Genomic DNA, 26014 nt, shown 5'->3' with positions numbered 1-26014 from the left:
CTGCCGGCCGAAAACTGGATGCCGGAAGGAACCTCTTGACGGGGTGTGATCTCCCCCATACTATTGCAATCAGTTCTGATATATCAGTCACACATTAGTTGTGATTGATCACGTTCTTCGAAGGAGAAGTCGGATGGTGAACACGCTGACAACCGGATTGGCTGCGGCCGATCCCGAGGTGGCCGGTGCCATTGCGCGGGAGCTGGAACGCCAGCAGTCCACGCTGGAGATGATCGCGTCGGAAAACTTCGCCCCCACCGCGGTGATGGAGGCCCAGGGGTCGGTGCTGACCAACAAGTACGCCGAGGGCTACCCGGGCCGGCGCTACTACGGCGGCTGCGAGCACGTGGACGTGATCGAGCAGCTGGCCATCGACCGGGTCAAGGCACTGTTCGGCGCGGAAGCCGCCAACGTCCAGCCCCACTCGGGTGCCCAGGCCAACGCCGCGGCCATGTTCGCGCTGCTGTCCCCGGGTGACACCATCCTGGGCCTGAACCTGGCACACGGCGGGCACCTGACCCACGGCATGAAGATCAACTTCTCCGGCAAGCTCTACAACGTCGTGCCCTACGGGGTCTCGGAGTCCGACCACCGGATCGACATGGCAGAGGTGGAGCGCCTCGCCGTCGAGCACAAGCCCAAGCTGATCGTGGCCGGCTGGTCCGCCTACACCCGCCAGCTGGACTTCGCGGAGTTCCGCCGCATCGCCGACAAGGTCGGCGCCTACCTGATGGTGGACATGGCGCACTTCGCCGGCCTGGTGGCCGCCGGACTGCACCCGAACCCGGTGCCGTACGCCGACGTCGTCACGACCACCACGCACAAGACGCTCGGCGGCCCGCGCGGTGGCGTGATCCTGTCCAGGCAGGAGCTTGCCAAGAAGATCAACTCCGCGGTGTTCCCCGGCCAGCAGGGCGGCCCGCTGGAACACGTGGTGGCAGCCAAGGCGGTGGCCTTCAAGTTTGCCGCCTCCGACGAGTTCGCGGACCGCCAGCAGCGGACCCTCGAGGGCTCGCGGCTGTTGGCCCAGCGGCTGCTGGCCGACGACGTGGCGGCCGCCGGCATCAGCCTGGTCAGCGGCGGCACCGACGTGCACCTGGTCCTGGTGGACCTGCGCAACTCGGAACTGGACGGCCAGCAGGCCGAGGACCGGCTGCACTCCATCGGCATCACGGTCAACCGCAACGCCGTGCCGTTCGATCCGCGCCCGCCGATGGTTTCCTCCGGCCTGCGGATCGGCACCCCTGCCTTGGCCACCCGCGGCTTTGGCGCCGCCGAATTCGCCGAGGTGGCAGACATCATTGCCGCCGCGCTGACCCGTGCACCGGACGAGGAGCTGCTCACCGAGCTCCGCGGCCGCGTGGCCCTGCTGGCGGAGAAGTTCCCGCTGTACCCCAACCTGAACGCCGAGCCGAACGGAGCCGAATAATGGCCGATCTGCTGCCCGAGCACCCGGACTTCCTCTGGCGGAATCCGGAGCCGAAATCCTCGTACGACGCCGTGATCGTCGGCGGCGGCGGCCACGGCCTGGCCACCGCCTACTACCTGGCCAAAAACCACGGCATGACCAACATCGCGGTGCTGGAGCGCGGCTGGCTGGCCGGCGGCAACATGGCCCGCAACACCACGATCATCCGCTCCAACTACCTCTGGGACGAGAGCGCGGGAATCTACGAGCACTCGCTCAAACTCTGGGAGCAGCTGCCGGAGGAACTCGAATACGATTTCCTCTTCTCCCAGCGCGGCGTGATGAACCTTGCCCACACCCTGCAGGACGTGCGCGAGAGCATCCGCCGGGTGAACGCCAACCAGCTCAACGGCGTGGACGCCGAGTGGATCACCCCGGACCAGATCAAGGAACTGTGCCCCATCATCAACACCGGGGACGACATTCGCTACCCGGTGATGGGGGCGACCTATCAGCCCCGCGCCGGCATCGCCAAGCACGACCACGTGGCCTGGGCCTTCGCCCGCAAGTGCGACGAGATGGGCGTGGACATCATCCAAAACTGCGAGGTCACCGGATTTATCAAGGACGGCGACCGTGTGGTCGGCGTCGACACCAGCCGCGGCCGGATCAACGCCGGCAAGGTCGGCCTGGCCGGCGCGGGACACAGCTCGGTGCTCGCCGAACTGGCCGGCTTCGAGCTGCCCATCCAGTCGCACCCGCTGCAGGCGCTGGTCTCCGAGCTGCACGAGCCGGTCCACCCCACGGTGGTCATGTCCAACCACGTCCACGTCTACGTCTCCCAGGCACACAAGGGCGAACTGGTCATGGGCGCGGGCATCGACACCTACAACGGCTACGGCCAGCGCGGCGCCTTCCACGTCATCGAGGAACAGATGGCGGCCGCCGTCGAGCTCTTCCCGATCTTCGCCCGCGCCCACGTGCTGCGGACCTGGGGCGGCATCGTCGACACCACGATGGACGCCTCGCCGATCGTGTCCAAGACGCCGATTGACCAGCTCTACGTGAACTGCGGCTGGGGAACCGGCGGCTTCAAGGGAACGCCGGGCGCCGGCTACACCTTCGCCCACACCATCGCCACGGACGAACCGCACCCGCTGAACGCCCCGTTTGCCCTGGACCGGTTCGAGACCGGACACCTCATCGACGAACACGGCGCCGCCGCCGTGGCCCACTAGGAAGGAAGACCGAGATGCTTCTGATCGAATGCCCCTGGTGCGGGCCGCGCGACGAGACCGAATACCACTACGGCGGTCAGGCCCACGTCGCCTACCCGGCGGACCCGAACCAGCTGAGCGACGCGGAATGGGCGAAGTTCCTCTTCTACCGCGCCAACCCCAAGGGCCTCTTCGCCGAACGCTGGGTGCACAGCACCGGCTGCAGGCGCTGGTTCAACGCGGTGCGCGATACCGTCAGCTACGAATTCAAAGCCGTGTACAAGCCCGGCGAGAAACCACCGATCGAACTCGGCAGCCTCGCGGGTGCCAAGGCCCAGCCGGCCGAAGGAGGAGCGAAATGACCGCCACCGGCAACATCGCCAACCAGTCCCAGCGGCTTGCCGCCCCCGCCGCTGCCCGGATCGACCGAAACAAGCCGCTGAACTTCACGCTCGACGGCGACACCTACACCGGCTACGCCGGGGACACGCTGGCCTCCGCGCTGCTCGCGGCCGGGAAGGTCACGGTGGGCGACTCGCTCTATCTCGGCCGCCCGCGCGGCATCATGTCGGCCGGCGTGGAAGAGCCCAACGCACTGGTCAAGGTCAGTGCCCGCTACGCCGGGCACGTTGACGAGTCCATGCTGCCGGCGACGGCCCTGGAGCTGACGGACGGCATGGACGCCAGGCTGCTGAGCGGCCTGGGCCAGCTGGACCCCCGCACCGACGAGGCCGTCTACGACCGCAAGTACGTGCATACCGACGTGCTGGTGGTCGGTGCCGGCCCGGCCGGCCTGGCCGCGGCACGCGAGGCAGCCAGGAGCGGTGCGCGCGTGATCCTGATGGACGAGCAGCTGGAGGCCGGCGGCTCCCTGCTGTCGGGCCGCGGCGAGACCATCGACGGCCTGCCCGCGCAGGAGTGGGTGGAGCGGACCGCCGCGGAGTTGTCCGCCGCCGAAGAGCTCACCTACCTGGCCCGCACCACGGCATTCGGCAGCTACGACAGCAACTTCATCGTCGCCGTCCAGCGCCGCACCGACCATTTGGCCGGCGAGCTGGGAGCCGGCGTCTCCCGCGAGCGCATCTGGCACGTCCGCGCCAAGCAGGTGGTGCTCGCCACCGGTGCGCACGAACGTCCCATCGTCTTCGCGAACAACGACCGCCCCGGCATCATGCTGGCCTCCGCCGTCCGCAGCTACCTCAACCGATACGCGGTGGCCGCCGGCAACCAAGTGGTCGTCGCCACCAACAACGACTCGGCGTACCAACTGGTCGCCGACCTGACCGCGGCCGGCATCACCGTCGCCGCCGTGGTGGACGCACGTCCCGCTATCGGCGGCGCCGCGGCCGAGACGGTCCGCGCGGCCGGCACCCGCCTGATCACGGGTAGTGCCGTGGTGGACACCGAAGGCCGGAACGACGGCGGACGGATCAGCGCCGTCGTCGTCAGCGGTTTGGATGCCGAGGGGCAGCTGACCGGGGAACCGGAAACCATCGAGACGGACCTGCTGGCCGTCTCCGGCGGCTGGAGCCCGGTGGTGCACCTGCACAGCCAACGCGAACGCCGCCTGTCCTGGAACGACGACCTGGCGGCCTTCGTGCCCGGCCACGCGGTCAAGGACCAGCAGACCGCCGGCGCCTGCAACGGAACCCTGGATCTGGCCGGCAGCCTGCGCGAAGGCGCCGCCGCCGGCGCTGAAGCGGCCACCCGCGCCGGCTTCGGCGTGGACCCGCAGGTCCCCGCGGCCGCCGCCGAAACCGTCTCCCCGATCCGGCCGCTGTGGCTGGTTCCCGCACTCGACGGCGAGGCCGCCGGCTGGAAGAACCACTTCGTGGACTTCCAACGCGACCAGACGGTCGCCGACGTGCTGCGTTCGACCGGGGCCGGGATGCGCAGCGTGGAGCATGTGAAGCGGTACACCTCGATCAGCACCGCCAACGACCAGGGCAAGACCTCCGGCGTCAACGCCATCGGCGTCATCGCCGCGGCGCTGAACAACCCGGACGTCGGCAGCATCGGCACCACCGCCTACCGCGCCCCCTACACGCCGGTGGCATTCGCCGCACTGGCGGGCCGGCAGCGCGGGGAGCTCTTCGACCCGGCGCGGCTAACCTCGATCCACCCCTGGCACGTCGCCCACGGCGCGCTGTTCGAGGACGTCGGGCAGTGGAAGCGGCCCTGGTACTTCCCGCAGCCGGGCGAGGACATGGACGCCGCGGTCCTGCGCGAATGCGCCGCCGTCCGCGAATCCGTCGGCTTCATGGACGCGACCACCCTGGGCAAGATCGAGATCCGCGGCAAGGACGCCGGCGAATTCCTGAACCGGATGTACACCAACGCGTTCAAGAAACTGAAGCCCGGCCTGGGCCGCTACGGGCTGATGTGCACCCCGGACGGCATGATCTTCGACGACGGCGTGACGCTGCGCCTGGACGAGGACCGCTACTTCATGACGACCACCACCGGCGGCGCCGCCAAGGTGCTGGACTGGCTGGAGGAGTGGCTGCAGACCGAATGGCCGGAACTGGACGTCGTGTGCAACTCGGTCACCGAGCAGTACACCACCGTCGCCGTCGTGGGCCCGAAGTCCCGCGCGGTCATCGCCAAGCTGGCGCCCGAGCTGGACCTGGACAACGACGCCTTCCCCTTCATGGCGTTCCGGGAGACCACGCTGGCCTCCGGCATCCCGGCCCGCATCTGCCGGATCTCGTTCTCCGGCGAGCTGGCGTTCGAGATCAACGTGTCCTCCTGGTACGGCCTGAAGGTCTGGGAAGACGTGGCCGAGGCCGGCGCGGAGTTCAACATCACCCCGTACGGCACCGAGACCATGCACGTGCTGCGCGCCGAGAAGGGCTTCATCATCGTCGGCCAGGACACGGACGGCACGGTCACCCCGCAGGACGCCGGGATGGACTGGGTGGTCTCCAAGGCCAAGGACTTCGTGGGCAAGCGCTCCTACACCCGCGCCGACAACCTGCGCGAGGACCGCAAGCAGCTGGTCGGGGTCCTGCCGGTGGACAAGTCGTTCCGCCTGCCGGAGGGCGCACAGCTGGTCAACCAAGGCACGCGGATCGCGCCGGCCGAGGCGCCGGTGCCGATGGAGGGGCACGTGACCTCCAGTTACCACAGCGCCGCGCTGGGCCGCAGTTTCGGCCTGGCCCTGATCAAAAACGGCCGCAACCGCATCGGCGAGACGCTGCAGGCACCCCTCAACGGGCAGCTGGTGGACGTCGTCATCGCAGAACCCGTACTCTACGACCCCGAAGGGAGCCGTCGTGATGGCTGAACAGGTCTTGACCAACATCGAAGCACTGCGCCGCAGCCCGCTGGCGCACCTGACCGAGGCAATCAGCCAGGGCGCCGTGGCCGGCGAACGCGGCGTCAGCCTGCGTGAAATCCCGTTCCTGAACATGGTCGCCCTGCGGGCGGAGCCCGGATCGGCCGGCGCCAAGGCGCTGGAGGCCGCCGCCGGGCTGCCGTTGCCGGCCGGCCACGGCCAGGTTTCCGGTAGCGCGGACTCGACCGCCATCCTGTGGCTGGGGCCGGACGAGTTCCTGCTGGTCGGGCCCGAAGGCACGGACGCCACGGCGGACCTGACCGCCGCGCTCGGCGGTGAGCCGGGCGCCGTCGTCGACCTGTCCGCGAACCGCACCACGCTGGAACTTGCCGGACCCTCGGCCCGGCTGGTGCTGGAGAAGGGCTGCCACGCGGACCTGCACCCGCGGGCGTTCGGTCCGGGCACGGCGATCACCACCCAGCTGGGCCCGGTGCCGGTGCTGCTGTGGCAGACCGCGGACCACGACGGCGGCCAGGTCTACCGGATCATGCCGCGGGCCTCGTTCGCGGACTACACCGCCCGCTGGCTGCTGGACGCCATGACGGAGTTCGCCGCGCCCGAGGTGGACTGAGATGGCACTGAGCGCGCTGGACCTGTTTTCGATCGGCATCGGGCCGTCGTCGTCTCACACGGTGGGCCCCATGCGGGCCGCCCGGCAGTTTGCCGCGTCGCTGGCCGGCGACGGGCTGCTGGAGTCGGTGGCCCGGGTGAAGTCGGAGCTGTTCGGCTCGCTCGGTGCCACCGGGGCCGGCCACGGGTCGGACAAGGCCGTGATCCTGGGCCTGCAGGGCGAGGACCCGGAAACCGTTGATCCGGATGCCGCGGACGCGCAGGTGCAGGAGGCGGCGGCCGCGCGGAAGCTGAGCCTCGCCGGCACGCACCCGGTGGAGTTCGACCTGGCGTCGGACGTGGTGCTGCACCGCCGCCGCTCGCTGCCGGCGCATCCCAACGGGATGACCTTCACCGCGTACGACGCCGGCGGCTCACCGCTGCGCGCATCCTCCTATTACTCGGTGGGCGGCGGGTTCGTGGTGACGGCCGAGGAGGCTGAACGTGCGGCGGAAGAGACTGCGCGAGCCGCCGGCGCAGGGGAGCGCGACGACGGCTCCACCGCGCGCGACGCCGGTGCGGCGAGCTCTGCCGGGGAGGGGGAACGGCTCCCGTACCCGTTCTCCAGTGCCGCGGAACTGCTCGCCCGTTGCCGCGAGGCCGGAACGTCGATAGCCGGCGTGATGCTGGCCAACGAGCTCACTTGGCGCAGCGAAGCCGAACTGCGGGCAGACCTCCTGCGGATCTGGGCAGTGATGCAGGAGTGTGTGGAAAACGGCTGCACCCGCACCGAGGAGACCCTGCCCGGGTCGCTGCTGGTCCGCCGTCGCGCCCCGGGGCTGCGGCGAAGGTTGCGTGCCGCCGAGGAGGCACGGGCGGCGGACGGCACGCCCAACGCCGACCCGCTCTGGGCGATGGAATGGGTCAACCTGTACGCGCTGGCGGTCAACGAGGAAAACGCCTCCGGCGGGCGGATCGTCACGGCGCCCACCAACGGGGCGGCCGGGATCCTGCCCGCCGTGCTGCACTACTACACGAGGTTCGTGCCCGGCGCGGACGACGACGCAGTGGTGGATTTTCTGCTCACCGCGGCAGCCATCGGCATCCTGTTCAAGACCAACGCCTCGATTTCCGGGGCCGAGGTCGGCTGCCAGGGCGAAGTCGGGTCAGCCTGCTCGATGGCGGCCGGTGCACTGTGCGCGGTGCTCGGCGGGACACCGGAGCAGGTGGAAAACGCCGCCGAGGTCGGAATCGAGCACAATTTGGGCCTGACCTGTGATCCGGTGGGCGGCCTGGTGCAGATTCCCTGCATCGAACGCAACGCCATCGCCAGCGTCAAGGCGATCAACGCCGCCCGGCTGGCACTGGCCGGCGACGGCGACCACCGCGTGTCCCTGGACATGGCCATCAAGACCATGCGGGAGACCGGGGCGGACATGATGTCCAAGTACAAGGAGACGTCGCGCGGCGGCCTGGCCGTCAACGTCGTCGAATGCTGAACAGCCAGCGCTGAACAGCCAGCGCTGAACCGCCAGGCGCACGGCAGTCCCGACGAGACCGCCGCACGAAAAGCCAGACCGAAACGGGGTAGCAACCATGCCGATCCACCACGAGCACATCCTGACCCTCGACTGCCCGGAGCGGTTGGGGATCGTCCACGCGGTCTCCGGTTTCCTGGTCGAGCACCGCCAGAGCATCCAGGAGCTCAAGCAGTTCGACGACCGGGGGGCCGGGCATTTCTTCATGCGCACCGACTTCGCCGGGGAGAACGGCGGAACCAACTCCACGGAGCGGCTGCGCGAGGCGTTTGCCCCGTTGGCCGAGCAGTACGGCATGGCGTGGCAGCTGGAACCCAAGGGCCGCAGGCGGCGGGTGCTGGTGATGGTGTCGAAGTTCGGGCACTGCCTGAACGACCTGCTCTTCCGCTCCCGGATGGGGGAGCTGCCGGTGGAGATTGTCGCCGTCGTGTCCAACCATCTGGACCACAAGGGGCTGGTGGAATGGCATGAGGTCCCGTATTACCACGTGCCGGTCACGCCGGACACGAAACCGGCCGCCGAGGCCGAGCTGCTGCAACTGATCGATGCCCACAACGTGGAGCTGGTAGTGCTGGCCCGCTACATGCAGGTCCTCAGCGACCACCTGAGCCGCGAGCTGACCGGGCGCACCATCAACATCCATCACTCCTTCCTGCCCAGCTTCAAGGGGGCCAAGCCCTATCACCAGGCCTACGAAAAAGGAGTGAAAACCGTGGGGGCCACCGCGCACTACGTCAACGCCGAACTCGACGAAGGCCCGATCATCGCCCAGCAGACGGTGGAAGTCGACCACACCTTCGGGCCGGAGGACCTGGTCGCCGCCGGCCGCGACACCGAGTGCAAGGCCCTGACCAACGCGGTCAAGTGGCACTGCGAGGGCCGGGTCATCCTGCACGGCAACCGCACCGTGGTGCTGCGGTAGGAGCGCGCGGTTGGTTGGTTTCTTACCGCTGAGCTGCCACGGATGCCACCGATCCTCTCCTTCGTTTGCCGGTGTGACGTTGCTCAACTTCTTGCAGGAATGAATGTTTGCACTTGTGCAAAGAGCGGGAGCGCTGGCACACTGGTTCGGTGAGTCAACTAATTTCCCTGCGTGAGCGCAAGCGGGCCGAGTGCTGGGCCGCCCTGCACGACGCCGCGGCGGAAGCGGCTCTGGAAGACGGAATCGAGGCCGTCACCGTGGATGCGGTGGCGGTCTCCGCCGGAGTTTCCCCGCGCACCTTCTTCAACTACTTCACGTGCAAAGAAGACGCGGTGCTGGGCCTCCGCGAGCCGGTGCTTGACGATGCCATGCTGGCCGAATTCGACGTCCACGCCAATCTGCTGGACGAAGTCGGCAAGTTGATGCTGGCGGTCACCCGCTCCATCCACGGCGGAGACGATGCCACCCGCCACCTGATCCTGCGCAAGCACCCGCACCTGCTGCACCGCCGCGTCCAGTACATCGTCAAGGTGGAGCAATTGGTCACCACCGCAGTCACCGAACTGCTCGCCGGCTCCGACCGGCTCGCGGACGCTGAACGAATCCTGGCCGCCCATCCCGTCGGCGGGCAGTACACCGCCGAAGACGCCGCCCGCATGCTGGTCATGACGGCAGGCGCAGCAATCCGCTTTGCCATGCAAAAAACCATGTCCCAACCCACCCTGGAATCGCAGACCGAGGCCCTGGAACACAGCCTGGCCTTGCTGCGCGCAGTTCTGAAGGAATCCGAATGAACAACGAAAGCCGACAGGCGCTACAGCGCCCACCGGCATCCGCGACGTCCCGGCCGGAGCACCATGGCCACAGCCATGGCAACCTGCTGCTGGTATTCGTTGCGCTGATGATGGCCATGTTGCTGGCCGCCCTGAACCAGACCATCCTGGCCACCGCACTGCCCACCATCGTGGGCGAGCTCAACGGCGCCAACCTGATGCTCTGGGTGATCACCGCCTACATCCTGGCCGCCACGGTCATGATGCCCATCTACGGCAAGCTGGGCGATCAGATCGGCCGCAAATACCTGCTGGTCGCGGCGATCATTATGTTCCTGATCGGCTCGGTCATCGGCGCCCTGGCGCCGGACATGGGCTGGCTCATTGCTTCCCGTGTGGTGCAGGGGCTGGGCGGCGGCGGACTGATGATCCTGTCGCAGGCCATCATTGCCGATGTGGTTCCCGCCCGCGAACGCGGCAAGTACATGGGCGCCATGGGCGGAGTCTTTGCGTTCTCCTCCGTGGTCGGACCGCTGCTGGGCGGCTGGTTCACCGAGGGACCGGGCTGGCGCTGGGCCTTCTGGTTCAACCTTCCCGTGGGCGTCTTGGCCTTGATTGGCGCGCTGTTCTTCCTGAAGTCCCGTCCCGTCAAGGTGCGGCCGAAGCTCGACCTCTGGGGCATGCTGCTGATGGCGGCCGCGACCACCGGCCTGGTCCTGGTGAGCAGCTGGGGCGGCAGCACCTTCGCCTGGTCCGACCCGGTGCTCATCGCCCTCATTGCAGGCACCGTGCTGGCCGCCGTCGGGTTCGTGCTGGTGGAGCGCAAGACCGCCGAACCCATCATTCCCATGTCCATGTTCCGTGACCGCAACTTCATCATGACCACCATCGCGGGCCTGCTGATCTCCGTGGCCATGTTCGGGGCCCTCGGCTACATGCCCACCTACTTCCAGATGGCTGCCGGCGTGTCGGCGACGGCGGCCGGGATGCTGATGATTCCCATGATGGCCGCGCTGCTCGCGTCGTCCATGATCTCCGGAATCCTGGTCTCAAGGACCGGCCGTTACAAGTGGATGCCGGTGGCCGGTTCGGCGGTGATGGCCGTGGCCCTGCTGCTGATGTACTTCGTGCGCGCGGACACGCCCGTCTGGGTGCTCTGCGTTTATCTGGGCCTGCTGGGCCTTGGCCTGGGCCTGAACATGCAGATCCTGGTGCTGATCGTGCAGAACTCCTTCCCGCTGCGGCAGGTGGGCACGGCGACGGCGGCCAACAACTTCTTCCGCCAGATCGGCGCCACGCTCGGCTCGGCCGTCGTGGGAAGCCTGTTCGCCCACCGCCTGGTCGACCTCCTCAATGACCGCCTGCCGGCAGCCGCCGTCGCGGCCACCGGAGGCGGGAACTCGCTGACGCCGGACATGGTCGCCGGCCTGCCCGCACCGGTACACGACGTTATTGTCGAGTCCTACAACGAAGCCCTGATGCCGCTGTTCCTGTTCATGGTGCCGATGGCCATTGCCGCCACCGTGTTGTGCATGTTCGTGGTGGAAAAGCCGTTGGCCACCTCGCTGGAGCCGGACGTCCTGGCCGAGGCGGCCTCGGAGGGGAATCTCGCGATCACCTCCGCGACCGAGGGCAACCCGCCGGCGCACACGGACCTGCGCCAAACCGAAGCCAGCAACAGGTAGCGCCGCGACCGCCGCGGGCAGCTTCGAGTCGACGGTTATGCTGGCTGCATGGGAGCGTCAGCGGCACTGCACAAGGAACCGCGCGTCGTCGAGATTGAGTCGCTCGAGCACTTCGACCGGCTCGTCGCCCAGGCTCCTCGAGCCGGGGCAGCGGGCGACGGCGGACGCCGGCCCGCCAGCCATGCGAGGCCTTCCGGCGAACCACAGCCAGGCGGGGGACCGGACGGCCTGAGGCCAGACCGCCGGCCGCGGCCCGAGCGGCGGTCGGCGACGGACGGCGGGCCGCCGTCGATGAACGGCTGGCACTTCCAATCGGTGGATCTCAGCGGCCGCACGGAGGCCCTGCTCAGCATGGACCCGGCCGGCTCGGTGTTCCTTGGGTGCACGTTCGAGGCCGCCACGGAGGACTGGCTGCACCGCAACGGCGCGCTGATCTTCCCCACGCTGCCCGGCGTCCCGTTCGACCCGTACCGCGGCCAGGTTTACACCGCCGCCGAGCTCTACAGCGGGCTGGACACCGGACCCTACGAAGGGACGCTGGACGCGCAGGTCTACGCCTGGTCGTCGCGGTCCGCCACCCGCCATGACCTGGACTCCACCCTCGCGGCAAGCCTGCACGACCATGCCATCGGCGACGCCATGGAGGCGCTGTTCTCCACCGTGTTCGCCGGCCGGAGGATGGTGGGGGTGATGGGCGGGCACGCTGCCGAGCGGGGCAGCACCCTTTACGACGGCGCCGCCCGGCTGGGCAGGCTGCTCGCCAGGGAGGGGTATGCCGTGGCGACCGGCGGCGGCCCGGGCGCGATGGAGGCCGCCAACCTGGGCGCGCGACTCTCCGCGTCCGGCGACGACGAGTTTGCCGACGCGCTGGACCGGCTGGCCGGGGTCCCCGGCTTCCGGCCGTCCGTCACCGACTGGGCCCGCGCGGCGGCCGACGTGCTCGCCGAAGCCGGACCCGGCGTCGCGAATCTGGGCATCCCCACCTGGCACTACGGGCACGAGCCGCCGAACCTATTTGCCACCCACATCGCCAAGTACTTCGGCAACGCCCTGCGCGAGGCCGTGCTGCTGCAGCGCTGCGACGGCGGAATCGTGTTCCTGCCCGGCGCCGGCGGCACGGTGCAGGAAATTTTCCAGGACGCCTGCGAAAACTACTACGCCACCCCGGAAGCGCTCTCGCCGATGGTGCTGGTCGGGCGCACGTACTGGACCGAGGAAATGCCGGCCTGGCCGTTGCTGCAGGCGCTGGCGCGCGGGCGGTCCATGGAAGGCTCCGTGCACCTCGTGGACACCGTGGAACAGGCCCTCGAGGTTCTATAGCTCGGGCACGCACTCGCCCTGGCCCAGCAACGCCAGGCCGGTGAGGTCGCCGTCGGTAAAGGTGAGGATGTCGTGCGAGGCCTGCGCGTACATCAGCTGGCTGGGATCCTCAACGTGGTCCAGGCCGATCAGGTGACCCAGCTCGTGCATGATGATCGCCCGGGCGGCGCCTTTGCCATCGGGGGCACCCAGCAGCTGGCGGAACTGCGGGGTGTCCAGTTCGATCTGACCCGATACGTAAGCGGAAACCCCGCCCCGCGATGCCCAGCCGCTGCCGCCCAAGCCGATGGTCGGACCGGCCAGGGAGGGGCTCTGCTCCGGGTCCGACCAAGCGATCAGCACCGGCGCCCAGCGCTCGCCGTAGCGTTCTGGCTGGTAGGACCGGCGCCGCTCGGCGGGCCGTTCGGTCGTGGTTCCTTCGTAAATGAACTGCAGGCCGGTGGCCTCCGAGACGTGGTCCACCGCCTCATGGACCAGCTCGATGTTGCCCGCGGGGGAGTCGGCAGTGCGGACCACATACCGGATCGGGCGGCACGGGTCGTAGGCGAGGTAGTCCTGCTTGGACGGCGAGGGCAGGAATCGGTAGGAACTGCTCTCCTCATTGAGGGGTGCGGGCACTCCCAGCGGTTCGTCCGCGGCGTCGACTCCCGACGGCGGAAAGCCGCCATGGCCCGGACCCTTGACAGTGGAGCCGGCATCGAACGGTACCCCATTCAGGGCGGCGGCCCCGCCGGATTGCACAGCCGGGGCTGGCCCCGGTTGGGCCATCCAGATGAAGGCCCACGCCGCCAGTGACGCAGCGGCGGCCAGCAGGATGAATTTGCCGAACGGTGACGGGCCCCGGTGGTCCGGTTCCCTCCGGGCGGCCGGGGCCTGCGGGACCCGTGTCAGTGTGGGCATCTGCACGGGAGCGCGCGCCGGCCGCGCTGTCGGGTTGATCCAGACCTGCCCCTGGTCGGGCTGCGGCTTCCGGGGCTCGGCGGCGTCGGTGGCGACCCGCTGGGGGTCCTGCCCCGTCCCGGCTTCCGGCACAGGCCGGGCCCCGCCCGGCGCATGGCCCGGGCCCTCGGTCGGCGGCCAATTCATGGTCCCCCTCGGCATGGCGGACGGCGGTGCATCGTTGCCCCGCTTGCCTCAGGGTAACCAAGCCGTGAGACAAACGGTAGGGGTCTGTCCGGTGGCCCGCGGGTGAACAGGACGGGCGGCCGGCGGGGTCAGAGCGCTGTGGTGCCGAACAAGGAACCCAGCAGGTAGGTGGCCAGCGCCGCACCGAAGCCGATCGCCAGCTGCCGCAGGGCCCGCTTGAGCGGCGAGGCCCCGGACAGCAGCCCCACGATTCCGCCGGTGACAAGCAGTGCCACGCCGACCAGCACGAGCGCGACTACCACGGCCGCGGTACCCTGCATGCCGAAGATGTAGGGCAGGATCGGAATCAGCGCCCCGCTCGAGAAGAACAGGAAACTGGACAGGGCGGCATTCCAGCCGGTGCCGATCTCCTGATAATCGTTAATGTACGTTTCCGGCGGCTGCAGGGAGAGGCTCGGATCGCAGTCGCAGTCCAGGTAGCCCATCCGTTCGGCGGCACGGTGTTCGGCTGCTTCTTGGGTCATGCCCCGCGCACGGTACACGAGCACGAGTTCATTCGCGTTCAGGTCCAGGTCCGGCGCTGCCTGCAGGGTGATCTGGGTGGGGCGGGTGGCGGAGAGCAACTCGCGCTGGGAGCGCACGGACACGTACTCACCGGCGCCCATGGACAGTGCGCCGGCGAGGAGGCCGGCGAAGCCGCTGAACAGGATGAATCCACTGGAGACCCCGGTGGCACCGATGCCCATGATCAGGGCAAGGTTCGAGACCAGTCCGTCGTTCGCGCCGAAGACCGCCGCACGGAAGTTGCCGGAGAGCCGGGCTCGGCCGCGGGTGGCCAGGCCGCGGATGACCTCTTCGTGAATCAGTTCATCGGCGGCCATGGCCTCGGTCGCCGCAGGCTCACTGCCGTAGGGGGAGCGGCTCTCGGCCCGTTGCGCCAGGGCCAGCACGAACACCGAGCCGAAGCTGCGGGCCAGGAACCGCAGCACCGTCCGGCGCAACGAGGGCCGCAGCCTTTGTCCGGCGTGCTTGCCCAGCAGATCGCGCCAGTGTTTTTCGTGCCGGCCCTCGGCGTCGGCCAGGGCCAGCAGGATCTCGCGTTCCTCGCCCTCGCGGCGCCTTGCCAGATCGCGGTAGATGGCGGCTTCGGCGCGTTCGTCGGCGAGATAGCGGCGCCACAGCCGGATGTCGGATTTCGTCGGCGATGCCTTGCCGTCGGTGTGGGCGTCCATAGGGTCGGGGCCGGCTGGATCGGGGCTCGTTGTCACGCTGCTCCTGAGTCGGACCGGAGACGGTTCGATGATCTCCGGTCAGTTAACCATCAACTGACCGAAGGTCTCGCTCGCCCGGGCGCAGCGGAACAGGCGGTACCTGCCCTGCGCTCAGGTGGACTGCCGGGCCGCTAACGCTGGCCAGTGTGTCGACAGGCCTCCACGCCCAGTGCGCGTTAACCGCGCGGCGGTGGAGCTACTCCCCTTCGCAACCTCCATTGTAGCCGGTCGGGGCGGTCCCTTGAGGACCGCCCCGCCGTCACCGTCTCCTAGCCGGACCCAGGCACCAGCGTCAGCAGCCGTTCGGGCAAGGCGCCAGCCTCAGCTGCCGTTCGGGGCAGAGCCCACGCCAGCAGACGTAGGTGGCAGCGCACCGCGTCAGCGCGTGGCGACCTCGTCGGGGCCCTCGACCGGGACTTCCTCCGTTGCCTGCCCCGCCACCCGGCGGTCCCACGCCTGGCGCACGGCGGCATCGGTGGGCTTCGTGAGCAGCGACACTCCCACGTAGACCAGCGCGGAGGCGATCAGGCCGTAGTAGATCGGCTCGTTGGCGTAAACGCCGGCATATTGTTCCTCGGCGTTAATCTCCAGCACGATCATGGTGGTCAGCGTGACGATGGTGCCGGCCGCCATGGACCACGCGGCGCCCAGGCCGGTGCCGCGCTTCCAGACCAGGCCGCCCAGGATCGCGACCAGTAGGCCGCCCACCAGGATGTCGTACGCAATGGTCAGCGCGGCGACCACGTCCTGCACCACGATGGCCAGCAGGATGGAGACAGCACCCAGGCCGAAGACCCACCACCGGTTGCCGGCCACATCGTGTTCGGTGTTCTCGTGGTCGTAATGGACGTGCTTGCCGAACCAGGAGGCCACGAACGGCACCACGTCGGCGCGGGCCACCGTCGCCGCGGCAATCAGGCAGCCGGACGCCGTCGACATCATCGCGGCCACGGCCGCGGCCAGCACAATGCCGCCGATGCCGATGGGCAGCAGGTTCATGGCCACGTCCGCGTAGACGTCGTCCTCGACTTCGATGGCCGGCAGCGCCACGGAGGCCGCCATGCCGATCAGGGCGCCGGCTGCTCCGTAGAGGATGCAGTAGATGCCGGCCGTCGCGCCGCCCCAGCGGGCGACCCCTGGGTTGCGGGCGGTGAAGACGCGCTGCCAGATGTCCTGGCCGATCAGCAGGCCCAGCGTGTAGACCACGAAGTAGGTGATGATGGTCTGGACGCCGATGCCGGTCAGCGAGAAGAACTCCGCATCGACGCGCGAGCGGATGCCGTCCAGGCCGCCGGCGGCCGACCAGGTGAACGGCAGCATCAGCAGGAAGACGCCGACAGTCTTGATGATGAACTGTGCCATGTCGGCCAGCGTGATGGACCACATGCCGCCGACCGTGGAGTAAATCAGCACAATGGCGCCCCCGACGGCGATGGACAGCCAGCGCTCCCAGCCGAAGAGCACCACCATGATGGTGGCGTACGCCCCGGTGGACGTGGCGCAGAGCATGAGCGTGTACGCCAGCATGACGATGCCCGACACCTTGGTGGCATGCACGCCGTACCGCAGCGTGAGCATTTGTGCCACGGTGTAGATCTTCAACTTCTGCAGGGTCGGGGCGAAGAGCAGGCTCAGCAACAGCACGCCCGAGCCGATCGCGACCACCAGCCACATCCCGGAGATGCCCCACTTGTAGCCCAGGCCCACCCCGCCGACGGTGGAGGCTCCGCCCAGAACGACGGCGGCCATCGTGCCGGTGTAGAGGACGGGGCCGAGACGGCGGCCGGCCACCAGATAGTCGCTGGTGTTCTTGGTGCGGCTTTTGCCCCACCATCCGAAGAGCAGCATGGCGGCCAGATAGGCCACCACGATCACGACGTTGACGATTTGATTGTCCAAGGGAGACTCCAGGGGAGAATAGCGCGGAACACATGCCGAAGATTGCCTGTGGGGCAACAAGTGTTGAGTGTTAAGCTAAATGTGGCACGCGGCACAGGTCAACTCGGCCACGCTGCCGCTGGTTCCGCAGGGGTGGTTCGGCCACCCCTGCATGCCACCTCCGTCAACTCTGCACCGAGAAGGATGATTAGTGAAGGCACTGCCAGTCGAGCCCAGCAATGACCCGGTGGCCATAGGTTCGCGGATCCGCGCCGCACGGCAGGGTCAGCGCATGACCATCGAACAGGTGGCGGATTCGACGGGGCTGACCAAGGGATTCCTCAGCCGGGTGGAGCGTGACCTGACCTCGCCGTCGGTGGCATCGCTGGTCACCCTGTGCCAGGTGCTGTCCATCTCCATCGGTGACCTCTTCTCGATGCCGGAAACGCACGTCTCGCGCGCGGGGGAGGGGCCGCGGATCAATCTGGGCGGCGAAGGCATCAAGGAGGAGCTGCTGACCGCCCGGCACGAGCGCCGGTTGCAAATCATCCGTGCCGTGATCGAACCGCGGGGCCGCGGGGAGGCCGATCTCTACTCCGTGGACTGCGACGTGGATGTCCTGCACGTGATCGCCGGCAGAATCACGCTGGTCTTTACCTCCGAGCGCTACGAACTCGACGCCGGTGACACCATCTCCTTCTCCGGGCGGGAGCCGCACACGTGGATCAATGAGACCGACGAAGAGGCCATCGTCACCTGGACGCTGGTCCCGGCCGCCGCACGCTAGTGCCCGTGTCGCGCTAGCGCCCGCGCCGCGCCGGTGTCCGTGCCACACGTACCGCGGTCTTGACTGTTATCCCCACCACAAATAACATCACAGGCAACAGATGTTGCACATGAGGCAACCGTCGGTCGGTCGTTCCAGTACGGCATGCAGCCATCCGCGGCTCCGAATGGCCGACCCCCAGCCCGCCGCCCGCACCCCTCAGAGGAGAACCATGGAAGAGCTACGTGTGGAAGCCAACGGCCATCTTGGCCCGATCGATTCGTCCCGCGTCCCGCGGTACGCCGGAGCCGCCACCTTCGCCCGGCTGCCCCGCCTGGACCAGGTGCAGCAGGCGGACATCGCCGTCGTCGGCGTACCCTTCGATTCCGGCGTGTCCTACCGCCCCGGCGCCCGCTTCGGCGCCAACCACGTCCGCGAGGCTTCGCGGCTGCTGCGGCCGTACAACCCCGCGTGGGACCTGAGCCCGTTCGAAGAGGTCCAGGTGGCCGACGCCGGCGACATGGCGGTGAACCCGTTCAACATCAACGAAGCCATCGAGACCATTCAGCAGAACGCCCTCGACCTGACCGCAGCCGGCACCAAGCTGGTCACCCTCGGCGGTGACCACACCATCGCCCTGCCGCTGCTCCGCGCGGCCGCCGAGCGGGCAGGCGGTCCGGTCGCCATGCTGCATTTCGATGCGCACCTCGATACCTGGGACACCTACTTCGGTGCCGAGTACACGCATGGCACTCCGTTCCGCCGGGCCGTGGAGGAAGGCATCCTGGACACCGAGGCCATTTGCCACGTGGGCACCCGCGGCCCCCTCTACGGCAAGAAGGACCTCGACGACGACCATCGTTTCGGTTTCGGCATCGTCACCAGCTCGGACGTCTACTACGAGGGCGTCCGCGACGTGGTGGCCAAGCTGCGCGACCGGATCGGCAACACCCCGCTCTACATTTCGGTCGACATCGACGTACTGGATCCGGCCCACGCACCCGGCACCGGCACCCCGGAGGCCGGCGGCATCACCAGCCGCGAGTTGCTGGAAATCATCCGCGGGTTCCGCGGCATGAACCTCGTCGGCGCCGACGTGGTGGAAGTGGCCCCCGCCTATGACCACGCGGAGATGACAGGGGTTGCCGGCAGCCACGTGGCGTACGAACTTGTCTCGCTGATGGCCGATACCGCGGCACGTGGGTCCGGCAACGGCTACAGTGCTCAGGCGCTGAAGCGCGCGGGCGCCACCGTCGGCGGCGGCAAGGGATCGGATCAGGAGTCCTTCAAATGACAGCAGCAGGGAAAGCCGACTCCACGGCCCCGGCCGAACCGACCGTTCGCAACGGCGGGGACCTCGTCGTCGAAACCCTCAGTGCGTTGGGCGCGACGACGGTGTTCGGGATCCCGGGGCAGCATGCCTTGGGATTGTTCGACGCGTTGTCCCGTTCGCCGTTGCGCTTCGTCTCATCCCGGGTGGAGAACAACTCCGCCTTCGCGGCGGACGGGTTCTCGCGTGCCACCGGCGAGGTCGGCGTGCTGTTCCTCTCCACCGGCCCCGGCGCCCTGACCTCGTTGGCCGGGCTGCAGGAGGCCTATGCCACCGGCGTGCCGATGGTGGTCATTGCCAGCCAGATTCCACTGGAAGGCCTGGGCGCGCGCCGCAAGGGCATGCTGCACCAGCTCGATGACCAAAAGGCATCGGCGGCCAACGTCACCAAGAGCCAGCGGTTGATCCAACACGCGTCCGGCATCCCGTCGGCCATTCAGGACGCGTGGACCGAAGCGATCTCGTCGCCGCAGGGACCGGTCTGGGTGGAGGTGCCGCAGAACGTGCTGCTGGACCCGATCATGGTGCCGCCGGTGGAGGACGCGCTGGCCGAGGCGTTCGACAACCCGCCGCGGACCGAGCTGGTCAAGGAAGCCGTGCACTGGCTCTCCGAGGCCAAGCGGCCGGCCATCATCGCCGGCGGCGGCGCCCGCCGGGGCAAGGCAGAACCGTGGCTGCGCTCCATCGCGGAAAAGCTGCGTGCCCCGGTGGTCTGTTCGCCGGGCGGCAACGGCGCGTTCCCGTGGAACCACGAGCTCTCGCTGCAGTCCTGGGTCGAGGACCGGTACGTCACGGACCTCCTCGAAGAGGCGGACGTCCTGTTGGTCGTGGGCTCGTCGCTGGGTGAAGTGACGAGCAACTATTTCACCATGGAACCGCGGGGCCGGATCATCCAGATCGACGCCGAACCCCGCGTCCTGGAGTCCAACGGCCCGGCCCTGGGCATCCGCGCCGACGCCGGCCAGGCACTGCAGGCGCTGGACGCTGCCTTCTCCGGCGATCCGGGTAACGGACCCGACTGGCACGGCCAAACGCCCGAGCAGCTGGTCAAAAACACCCTGACCAAGGTCCAGGCCCGCCTAAACAGCCAGGACCTGGCCAAGGAGCGGACCTTCATGGCGGACATCCGCGAGGCCGTGCCGGACGACATGCAAACCTTCTGGGACATGACCATCTCCGCGTACTGGGCCTGGAGCTGCTGGGACTCGCGCGACGGTCAATTCCACTCGGCGCAGGGCGCCGGCGGCCTGGGCTACGGTTTTCCCGGCGCCATCGGCGGCAGCGTCGGCCTGGCCAGCCAGGGAAAGCCCGCGCGCGTGCTGGCCGTCTCCGGCGACGGCTCGGCCATGTATTCGATCAGCGAGCTGGCAACCGTCCGACAGCATGACCTTCCGGTCACCTGGCTGATTGTGGACGACGGCGGCTACGGCATCCTGCGCGAATACATGGAAGGCGCGTTCGGACGGGCGACGGCAACGGAACTGGCGCGGCCGGACTTCGTGGCGCTGGCACAGGCCTTTGGTGTGCCGGCACGCCGGGTAGCGCCGGAGGATGTCGGCCCCGCACTCCGGGAGAGCTTCGCCGCCGAGGGACCGAACGTCGTCGTCGTCGAGACACTGCTGAAGATGTTCGCCCCCACGCACCTCTGACCCAACCCGGACGGGGGTCCACCCATTGCCGCGTTCCCCCTGGCCAACAGCCCCTCCACCCCGGGATTTTCCCCTCGGGCGGAGGGGCTGTTGCCAGTGGGCCGGCTCAGGCGAGGAAAGCGACCAGTTTGTCCTCGAGCGCGGCCAGATCGCCGGTCTTTTTGAACTCGCACTCCCAGACGGTCAGGACCTGCCAGCCGGCCGCCTGCAGCGCCGACCGTTGGGCTTCGTCGCGGGCAGCCGTACGCGTCCGCTTGGCTTCCCAGAAGCCGGCATTGGACTTCGGCGCATGCCGGCCGGCCCTGCAGTCATGGGCATGCCAGAAGCAGCCGTTGACGAAGATCACTTTCCGCCGTCCGGCGAAAACCAGATCCGGTTTGCCCGGCAGCTTCCCGCCGCGTGCGCTGCCATGCAGGCGGTAGCGGTATCCCTTGGCATGCAGCAGTTTCCGGACCAACAGCTCGGGTTTGGTGTTCTTGCCGCGGATTTTGGCCATGTTGGCGCTGCGCTGCTGCGGGGTCAGCGAGTCGGCCATACGTAAAGTCTAGGGGAGCGAGCTACTGCCCGGCGGGGCTCCCGACCGCCAGGCTGCGCCGTTCCCGCGTCCGGGGAGCCCGTCCGCCGCTGCTAGGTTAAACGTAAGCGGCATGCGAAGGCCGCCCCTGACCTTCGAAAGGACCTTCGATGCGCTTGATCGGCACTTCGGACATCAAGATCTTCCCGCTCGCTCTGGGCGGCAACACCTTCGGCTGGACCTCGGACGAGTCCGTTTCACAGCAGGTGCTGGATGCCTTCACCGAGGCCGGCGGCAACTTCATTGACACCGCGGACAGCTACTCCGCGTGGGTTCCGGGTAACCGCGGGGGAGAATCCGAGGAGATCATCGGCCGCTGGATGGCCGAACGGAAAAACCGCGAATCGGTCGTCATTGCCACGAAGGTCGGCGGCCATCCGGAGCTCCAGGGACTGTCGGCGGTGAACGTGGCTGCTGCCGCCGAGGCTTCGCTGCAGCGGCTGGGCACCGAATACATCGACCTGTACTACGCCCATTACGACGACGAGGGCACCCCGTTGATTGAGGCGGCCGCCGCGTTCGACGCCCTGGTGAGGGAGGGCAAGGTTCGCCAGATCGGCTTGTCCAACCTGTCTCCCGAGCGCATCGCCGAGTGGATGGACATCGCCCAGCAGAACGGATTCGCGCTGCCGGTCGCGCTGCAGCCGCACTACAACCTGGTGGCCCGCAAAGACTACGAACAGGGCTATGCTCCGTTGGCCCGCGAACACAACCTCTCGGTGTTCCCGTACTACTCGCTGGCCGCCGGTTTCCTGTCCGGCAAGTACCACTCGACGGATGACGCCGACAGCAGCCCGCGCGGCGGCATGCTCCGTGATTACCTCACGATCGAGGGCTTCGCGGTCGTCGACGCGTTGGAGACCGTCGCCCAGTCGCGCGGCATCTCCCTCACGACAACCGCGCTCGCCTGGCTGCTGACCAAGCCCGGCATTACCGCTCCGCTGGCCAGCGCCCGGACGCCCGAACAGCTGCCGGAGCTGATGGCCGCCACGGACGTGGAGCTGACCGCCGACGAAGTTGCCGCCCTGGACCGGGTGTCGAGGCCCTTCGCCTGACCCGCCCTTAACGACGACGGCGATGCCGCGTGGGCATCGCCGTCGTCGCTGGCGGAAGGTCCGCCGTCGTCAAGGGTGGGTTAGAGCCAGCCTGCCGGATCCACCAGTTGACCGTCCTTGACAACCTCAAAGTGCAGGTGGCAGCCGGTGGAGTTGCCGGTGGTGCCCAGCTGGCCGATGGCCTGGCCCTTGGCCACCTTCTGGCCCAGCGAAACGCCGATCGACTGCAGGTGGTTGTAGGTGGTCTTCAGGCCGCTGCCGTGCTGAACCACGATGCGGTTGCCGCCGCCGCCAACCTGCCAGCCGGCCTCGACGACCTTGCCGCCGTCGGCCGCGTGGACAGGGGTGCCGCAGGCCATGGCGTAGTCAATGCCGGTGTGCAGCTCGCCTGCAGCACCGGTGATCGGGTTCTGGCGGTAGCCGAAGCCGGAGGTCTGGTTCATGTTCGGGATCGGAGCGGCCAGCTTGCCGGTGGCAAAGCCGACGGTCTTCGCCTTGGCTGCGGCGGCCTTCTTGGCTGCGGCCGCGGCCTTTGCCTTCTTCTCCGCTGCAGCCTTCTTGGCCGCAGCTTCGGCCTTCGCCTTCTTCTCGGCCTCGGCCTTCTTGGCGGCCGCCGCCTTTTCGTCGGCCTTCTTCTTTTCGGCGGCCTCGGCGGCAACCTGGGCTTCCTCCGGCGTAGCCTTGCTGGCTACCTTGGCCCGGTCAAAGCGGATTTCGGCCTCCTGGGCCGCCTGAATCTGCACGGGGCTTTGCTCGGAGGCGCGGTCGGAACCAACGTCGGTAGTGCCGCCGGCTTGGGCCACCGGGACCACTGCCGCGGCCAAGATGCCGGCGGCAACGGCAGCCAGGCCGGTCTTGCGGGCGAGGGAGTAGGCCGCCGGGGATGCTTCCCCTTCGCGGCGGGCAGGGGAGCCCTCGCTGGAACGGGTGATCTTCGCCAGGGCGGAACGCGAGATCTTGGACAGGGCATTCGTGGGGGTGTCGGAACGGCGACGACCGCGCACAGGGTTGTTCACAGGGTTTCCTCTCTTGCGCCTGCGAAGTTAGCTGTCGGATTCGAGCGAGAGTTCACTCGGTCCTGCCGGCAGTCGGATTTCAGAGTGCGACTGTGCCGGTGAGGACTTCACCCCGAGGTGCCCCCAAGCACCGTAAGTGGTTCCTCCGCCCCTGCCTTCGATGAAAAGCTCGATTCTTGCGGTCCGCTGGCAGGGTTAGACGGGCGGACCGGATGCCTACCTAGATAGATAGGAACAAATTAAAAATTACCGGAGCGACACGCGGCGTTACAAATTCGTTATCCGTGTTCCTTGTCACCAGAAGTTCCTCGGTCTGAGGTGATTCCTTTAATTGGGCGGAGTGTGCATCCGCCTTGGATTCGCGGCGCTGCTTGGCCGTTAGCGGAGCCCCGCGCCGGGGAGTGATCGGAGGTTGCACGCCGGTCCCGGGCCGTTAGTGGAGCCCCCGCGCCGGGGAGTGAGCGGAAGTTACACGCCGGGGAGTGTTCGGAGGTTACACGCCGTTCCCGGGCCGTTATCCGCGCCCCGCGCCGGGAGTGTTCGGAGGTTACACGCCGTTCCCCGGCCGTTATCGGACCCCCGCCCGGGAGTAACGCCTCCGCCGGGCAGCCTCCAGTTAGCATTGGCGGCCCGGCGCGCACCAAGCCTTCGCAGCGCTGCTCTCGGGGAAGTGCGCAGTGAATCGTGGCGGCGCAGACTGCGGACGCGGTGAAGGCCTGCCGTGATGAACGCAACAAGCAGGGGCAGGCATCCGGATGTAGCCGCGTACCGGTCAGTTCGGCTGGCGCAGCAGGCCAAGCCCGGCGAGCAGGCGCCGGATCCCGGCCGGCGGCCCGGTCCCGACGATCAGGCGCTGACCCGGACTCGGGTCCGCGGCCCGGTGCCGATAATCAGGTGTTGACCGGCTCCGGAGCCAAAACTAGACTGCCGCCGCTCCGGCCTCCGCCACCGATTGGTCCTGCTCTCCGGAGCCGCCGCTGACGCCGATCGAACCGACCACCTGGCCGTCGCGGGAGAGCGGGATCCCGCCGGCAAAGATCATGATGCGGCCGTGGTTGCTGGCATGGATGCCGTAGAACTGATTGCCCGGCTGCGAGTTGTCGCCCAGGTCCTTGGTCTGTATGTCGAACGCCCGCGAGGTGAAGGCCTTGTTGATCGAGATGTCGATGCTGCCCAGCCACGCCCCGTCCATCCGCACGTGCGAGACCAGGTTCCCGCCCGCATCGGCGACGGCGATGTTCATCGGCTGGCCGATGTCGGCGGCTTTGGCCTCGGCGGCGGCAATGACCCGGCGGGCGTCTTCCAAGGTGACGGTGTCCATGTTTGCTCCTAGGTTCAAGGCCCCGTCGCGGGGCCTAGCTGATGTAACCGTTGGGGTTGAGCACGTATTTTGTGGCGGCACCGGCGTCGAACTCCGCATAGCCCTTCGGCGCGTCCTCCAAGGGGATGGCCGTGGCGTTCACGGCCTTCGCTATTTGCACCCTGTCGTGCAGGATGGCCATCATCAGGCCGCGGTGGTACTTCATCACCGGGCACTGCCCCGTGGTGAAGGAGAGCGACTTGGCCCAGCCCGTGCCCAGCGAGAGCGAGAGCGAGCCTTTCTGCGCGGCCTCGTCGATTCCGCCCGGGTCGCCGGTGACGTACAGCCCCGGGATGCCCAGCGCCCCGCCGGCCGCAGTAACCTCCATCAGCGAGTTCAGCACGGTGGCCGGAGCCTCTTGGGCGTCCTTGCCATGCCCGCGGGCCTCGAAACCCACCGCGTCCACGCCGCAATCCACCTCCGGGACGCCCAAAAGCTGTTCGATCTGGTCCCTGGGATGGCCCTGGGAGACGTCCACGGTCTCGCAGCCGAAGCTGCGCGCCTGGGCGAGGCGGCCCTCGTTCATGTCCCCGACAATCACGACGGCGGCGCCGAGCAACTGGGCACTGGCCGCAGCGGCCAGCCCCACGGGGCCGGCGCCGGCAATGTACACGGTGGATCCAACCCCCACGCCGGCGGTGACGGCGCCGTGGAAGCCGGTGGGGAAGATATCGGAGAGCATGGTCAGGTCCATGATCTTTTCGAGCGCCTGGTCCTTGTCCGGGAACTTCAGCAGGTTCCAGTCGGCGTAGGGGACCAGCACGTACTCGGCCTGGCCGCCCACCCAGCCGCCCATGTCCACGTAGCCGTAGGCGCTGCCCGGGCGCTCGGGATTCACGTTCAGGCAGATGCCGGTCTTCCGCTCCTTGCAGTTCCGGCAGCGTCCGCACGCGATGTTGAAGGGGACGGAGACGATGTCGCCGACCTTGATGAACTCCACGTCGGAGCCGACGTCGACGACTTCGCCGGTGATTTCATGGCCCAGGACCAGGTTCTTCGGGGCAGTAGTACGGCCCCGAACCATGTGCTGGTCGGAGCCGCAGATGTTGGTGGCAACCGTGCGCAGGATGACTCCGTGCGACACCTGCCGGCCCACGTTGTCCGGGTGGACCCCCGGACCATCCTTGAGCGTGAAACTTGGATAGTCGATGTCGATCACTTCGACCTTGCCGGGTTCCTTGTAAGCCACTGCTCGATTGCTGCTCATGGGGATTCCTCTGATCCGAAAGTCATGGATGGTGGGTGCCACGGTAGCCCTCTTGGATGGGGGCTGGCTAGGG

21 protein-coding genes and 1 riboswitch are annotated in these 26014 nt (G+C 68.1%); of the genes, 14 read left to right on the top strand and 7 right to left on the bottom strand.

The annotated features are described in order from the left end of the window. The first annotated feature begins 133 nt into the window (after nt 1-133). The 10 genes from glyA to AC5RVG_RS16140 all read left to right on the top strand — a co-directional run bounded on the left by glyA (nt 134) and on the right by AC5RVG_RS16140 (nt 12749). Nucleotides 134-1429, top strand: a complete 1296-nt coding sequence (glyA, locus tag AC5RVG_RS16185; protein WP_494014655.1) for a serine hydroxymethyltransferase — start codon at nt 134-136, stop codon at nt 1427-1429. After that, nucleotides 1429-2646: a sarcosine oxidase subunit beta family protein gene (locus tag AC5RVG_RS16180; protein ID WP_494014654.1), complete on the top strand. Its 1218-nt coding sequence runs from the start codon at nt 1429-1431 to the stop codon at nt 2644-2646. The genes glyA and AC5RVG_RS16180 overlap by 1 nt, the downstream gene beginning before the upstream one ends. Nucleotides 2647-2660: 14 nt before the next feature. Then, nucleotides 2661-2987, top strand: coding sequence for a sarcosine oxidase subunit delta (locus AC5RVG_RS16175; protein ID WP_494001737.1), 327 nt, complete (start codon nt 2661-2663; stop codon nt 2985-2987). A 14-nt stretch (nt 2988-3001) separates the two neighbouring features. After that, on the top strand, nt 3002-5911 hold the full coding sequence (locus tag AC5RVG_RS16170) for a sarcosine oxidase subunit alpha family protein (protein WP_494014720.1): 2910 nt from the start codon (nt 3002-3004) through the stop codon (nt 5909-5911). Further along, nucleotides 5904-6533 carry a sarcosine oxidase subunit gamma gene (locus tag AC5RVG_RS16165; RefSeq protein ID WP_494014653.1) on the top strand — a complete coding sequence of 210 codons (630 nt, stop codon included), beginning with the start codon at nt 5904-5906 and terminating at the stop codon, nt 6531-6533. The genes AC5RVG_RS16170 and AC5RVG_RS16165 overlap by 8 nt, the downstream gene beginning before the upstream one ends. A gap of 1 nt (nt 6534) precedes the next feature. Continuing rightward, nucleotides 6535-8010, top strand: coding sequence for an L-serine ammonia-lyase (locus AC5RVG_RS16160; RefSeq protein ID WP_494014652.1), 1476 nt, complete (start codon nt 6535-6537; stop codon nt 8008-8010). Between the two features lie 97 nt (nt 8011-8107). Then, nucleotides 8108-8971, top strand: a complete 864-nt coding sequence (gene purU, locus AC5RVG_RS16155; RefSeq protein ID WP_494014651.1) for a formyltetrahydrofolate deformylase — start codon at nt 8108-8110, stop codon at nt 8969-8971. A gap of 149 nt (nt 8972-9120) precedes the next feature. Next, nucleotides 9121-9765, top strand: a complete 645-nt coding sequence (locus tag AC5RVG_RS16150; RefSeq protein WP_494014650.1) for a TetR/AcrR family transcriptional regulator — start codon at nt 9121-9123, stop codon at nt 9763-9765. Then, nucleotides 9762-11429: an MDR family MFS transporter gene (locus AC5RVG_RS16145; RefSeq protein WP_494014649.1), complete on the top strand. Its 1668-nt coding sequence runs from the start codon at nt 9762-9764 to the stop codon at nt 11427-11429. Before AC5RVG_RS16150 ends, AC5RVG_RS16145 begins: the two co-directional genes overlap by 4 nt. Nucleotides 11430-11477: 48 nt before the next feature. After that, on the top strand, nt 11478-12749 hold the full coding sequence (locus AC5RVG_RS16140) for an LOG family protein (protein ID WP_494014648.1): 1272 nt from the start codon (nt 11478-11480) through the stop codon (nt 12747-12749). Here the strand turns inward: AC5RVG_RS16140 and AC5RVG_RS16135 are convergent. From AC5RVG_RS16135 to AC5RVG_RS16125, 3 genes are all read right to left on the bottom strand, one after another. Next, on the bottom strand, nt 12744-13835 hold the full coding sequence (locus AC5RVG_RS16135; protein ID WP_494014647.1) for a matrixin family metalloprotease: 1092 nt from the start codon (nt 13833-13835) through the stop codon (nt 12744-12746). The genes AC5RVG_RS16140 and AC5RVG_RS16135 overlap by 6 nt on opposite strands. A gap of 128 nt (nt 13836-13963) precedes the next feature. Next, nucleotides 13964-15067, bottom strand: coding sequence for a VIT1/CCC1 transporter family protein (locus AC5RVG_RS16130; RefSeq protein ID WP_494014719.1), 1104 nt, complete (start codon nt 15065-15067; stop codon nt 13964-13966). Nucleotides 15068-15484: 417 nt separating this feature from the next. Then, entirely contained in the window at nt 15485-16954 is a 1470-nt protein-coding gene (locus tag AC5RVG_RS16125; protein WP_494001882.1) for a sodium:solute symporter family protein, read from the bottom strand. A gap of 241 nt (nt 16955-17195) precedes the next feature. Here AC5RVG_RS16125 and AC5RVG_RS16120 point away from each other — a divergent pair, with 241 nt between their 5' ends. From AC5RVG_RS16120 to AC5RVG_RS16110, 3 genes are all read left to right on the top strand, one after another. Further along, nucleotides 17196-17771: a helix-turn-helix domain-containing protein gene (locus AC5RVG_RS16120; RefSeq protein ID WP_494001729.1), complete on the top strand. Its 576-nt coding sequence runs from the start codon at nt 17196-17198 to the stop codon at nt 17769-17771. A gap of 211 nt (nt 17772-17982) precedes the next feature. Then, nucleotides 17983-19044, top strand: coding sequence for an agmatinase (speB, locus tag AC5RVG_RS16115; protein ID WP_494014646.1), 1062 nt, complete (start codon nt 17983-17985; stop codon nt 19042-19044). After that, nucleotides 19041-20729: a thiamine pyrophosphate-binding protein gene (locus AC5RVG_RS16110; protein WP_494014645.1), complete on the top strand. Its 1689-nt coding sequence runs from the start codon at nt 19041-19043 to the stop codon at nt 20727-20729. Before speB ends, AC5RVG_RS16110 begins: the two co-directional genes overlap by 4 nt. A 106-nt stretch (nt 20730-20835) precedes the next feature. On the opposite strand, the gene AC5RVG_RS16105 is transcribed toward AC5RVG_RS16110, so the two are convergent. Then, a complete protein-coding gene (locus AC5RVG_RS16105) occupies nt 20836-21264 on the bottom strand; it encodes a very short patch repair endonuclease (RefSeq protein WP_494014644.1) in 429 nt (142 codons plus the stop codon). A gap of 149 nt (nt 21265-21413) precedes the next feature. Between AC5RVG_RS16105 and AC5RVG_RS16100 the strand changes: the two genes are divergently transcribed. Then, entirely contained in the window at nt 21414-22358 is a 945-nt protein-coding gene (locus AC5RVG_RS16100; RefSeq protein ID WP_494014643.1) for an aldo/keto reductase, read from the top strand. An 80-nt stretch (nt 22359-22438) separates the two neighbouring features. Here the strand turns inward: AC5RVG_RS16100 and AC5RVG_RS16095 are convergent, their stop codons facing one another. From AC5RVG_RS16095 to fdhA, 3 genes are all read right to left on the bottom strand, one after another. Beyond that, entirely contained in the window at nt 22439-23374 is a 936-nt protein-coding gene (locus tag AC5RVG_RS16095) for a M23 family metallopeptidase (protein WP_494014642.1), read from the bottom strand. Between the two features lie 3 nt (nt 23375-23377). After that, a riboswitch (cyclic di-AMP (ydaO/yuaA leader) is annotated at nt 23378-23554 on the bottom strand. Between the two features lie 739 nt (nt 23555-24293). Further along, the gene (locus AC5RVG_RS16090) at nt 24294-24695 is read right to left on the bottom strand and encodes a GlcG/HbpS family heme-binding protein (RefSeq protein WP_494014641.1); all 402 of its coding nucleotides are present in this window, start codon (nt 24693-24695) and stop codon (nt 24294-24296) included. A gap of 34 nt (nt 24696-24729) precedes the next feature. Beyond that, nucleotides 24730-25941, bottom strand: coding sequence for a formaldehyde dehydrogenase, glutathione-independent (fdhA, locus tag AC5RVG_RS16085; protein ID WP_494001723.1), 1212 nt, complete (start codon nt 25939-25941; stop codon nt 24730-24732). Between the last annotated feature and the right edge of the window lie 73 nt (nt 25942-26014).

It is taken from the genome of Arthrobacter senegalensis, from assembly GCF_059091765.1.
This window is presented reverse-complemented; position numbering and strand designations above follow the sequence as displayed.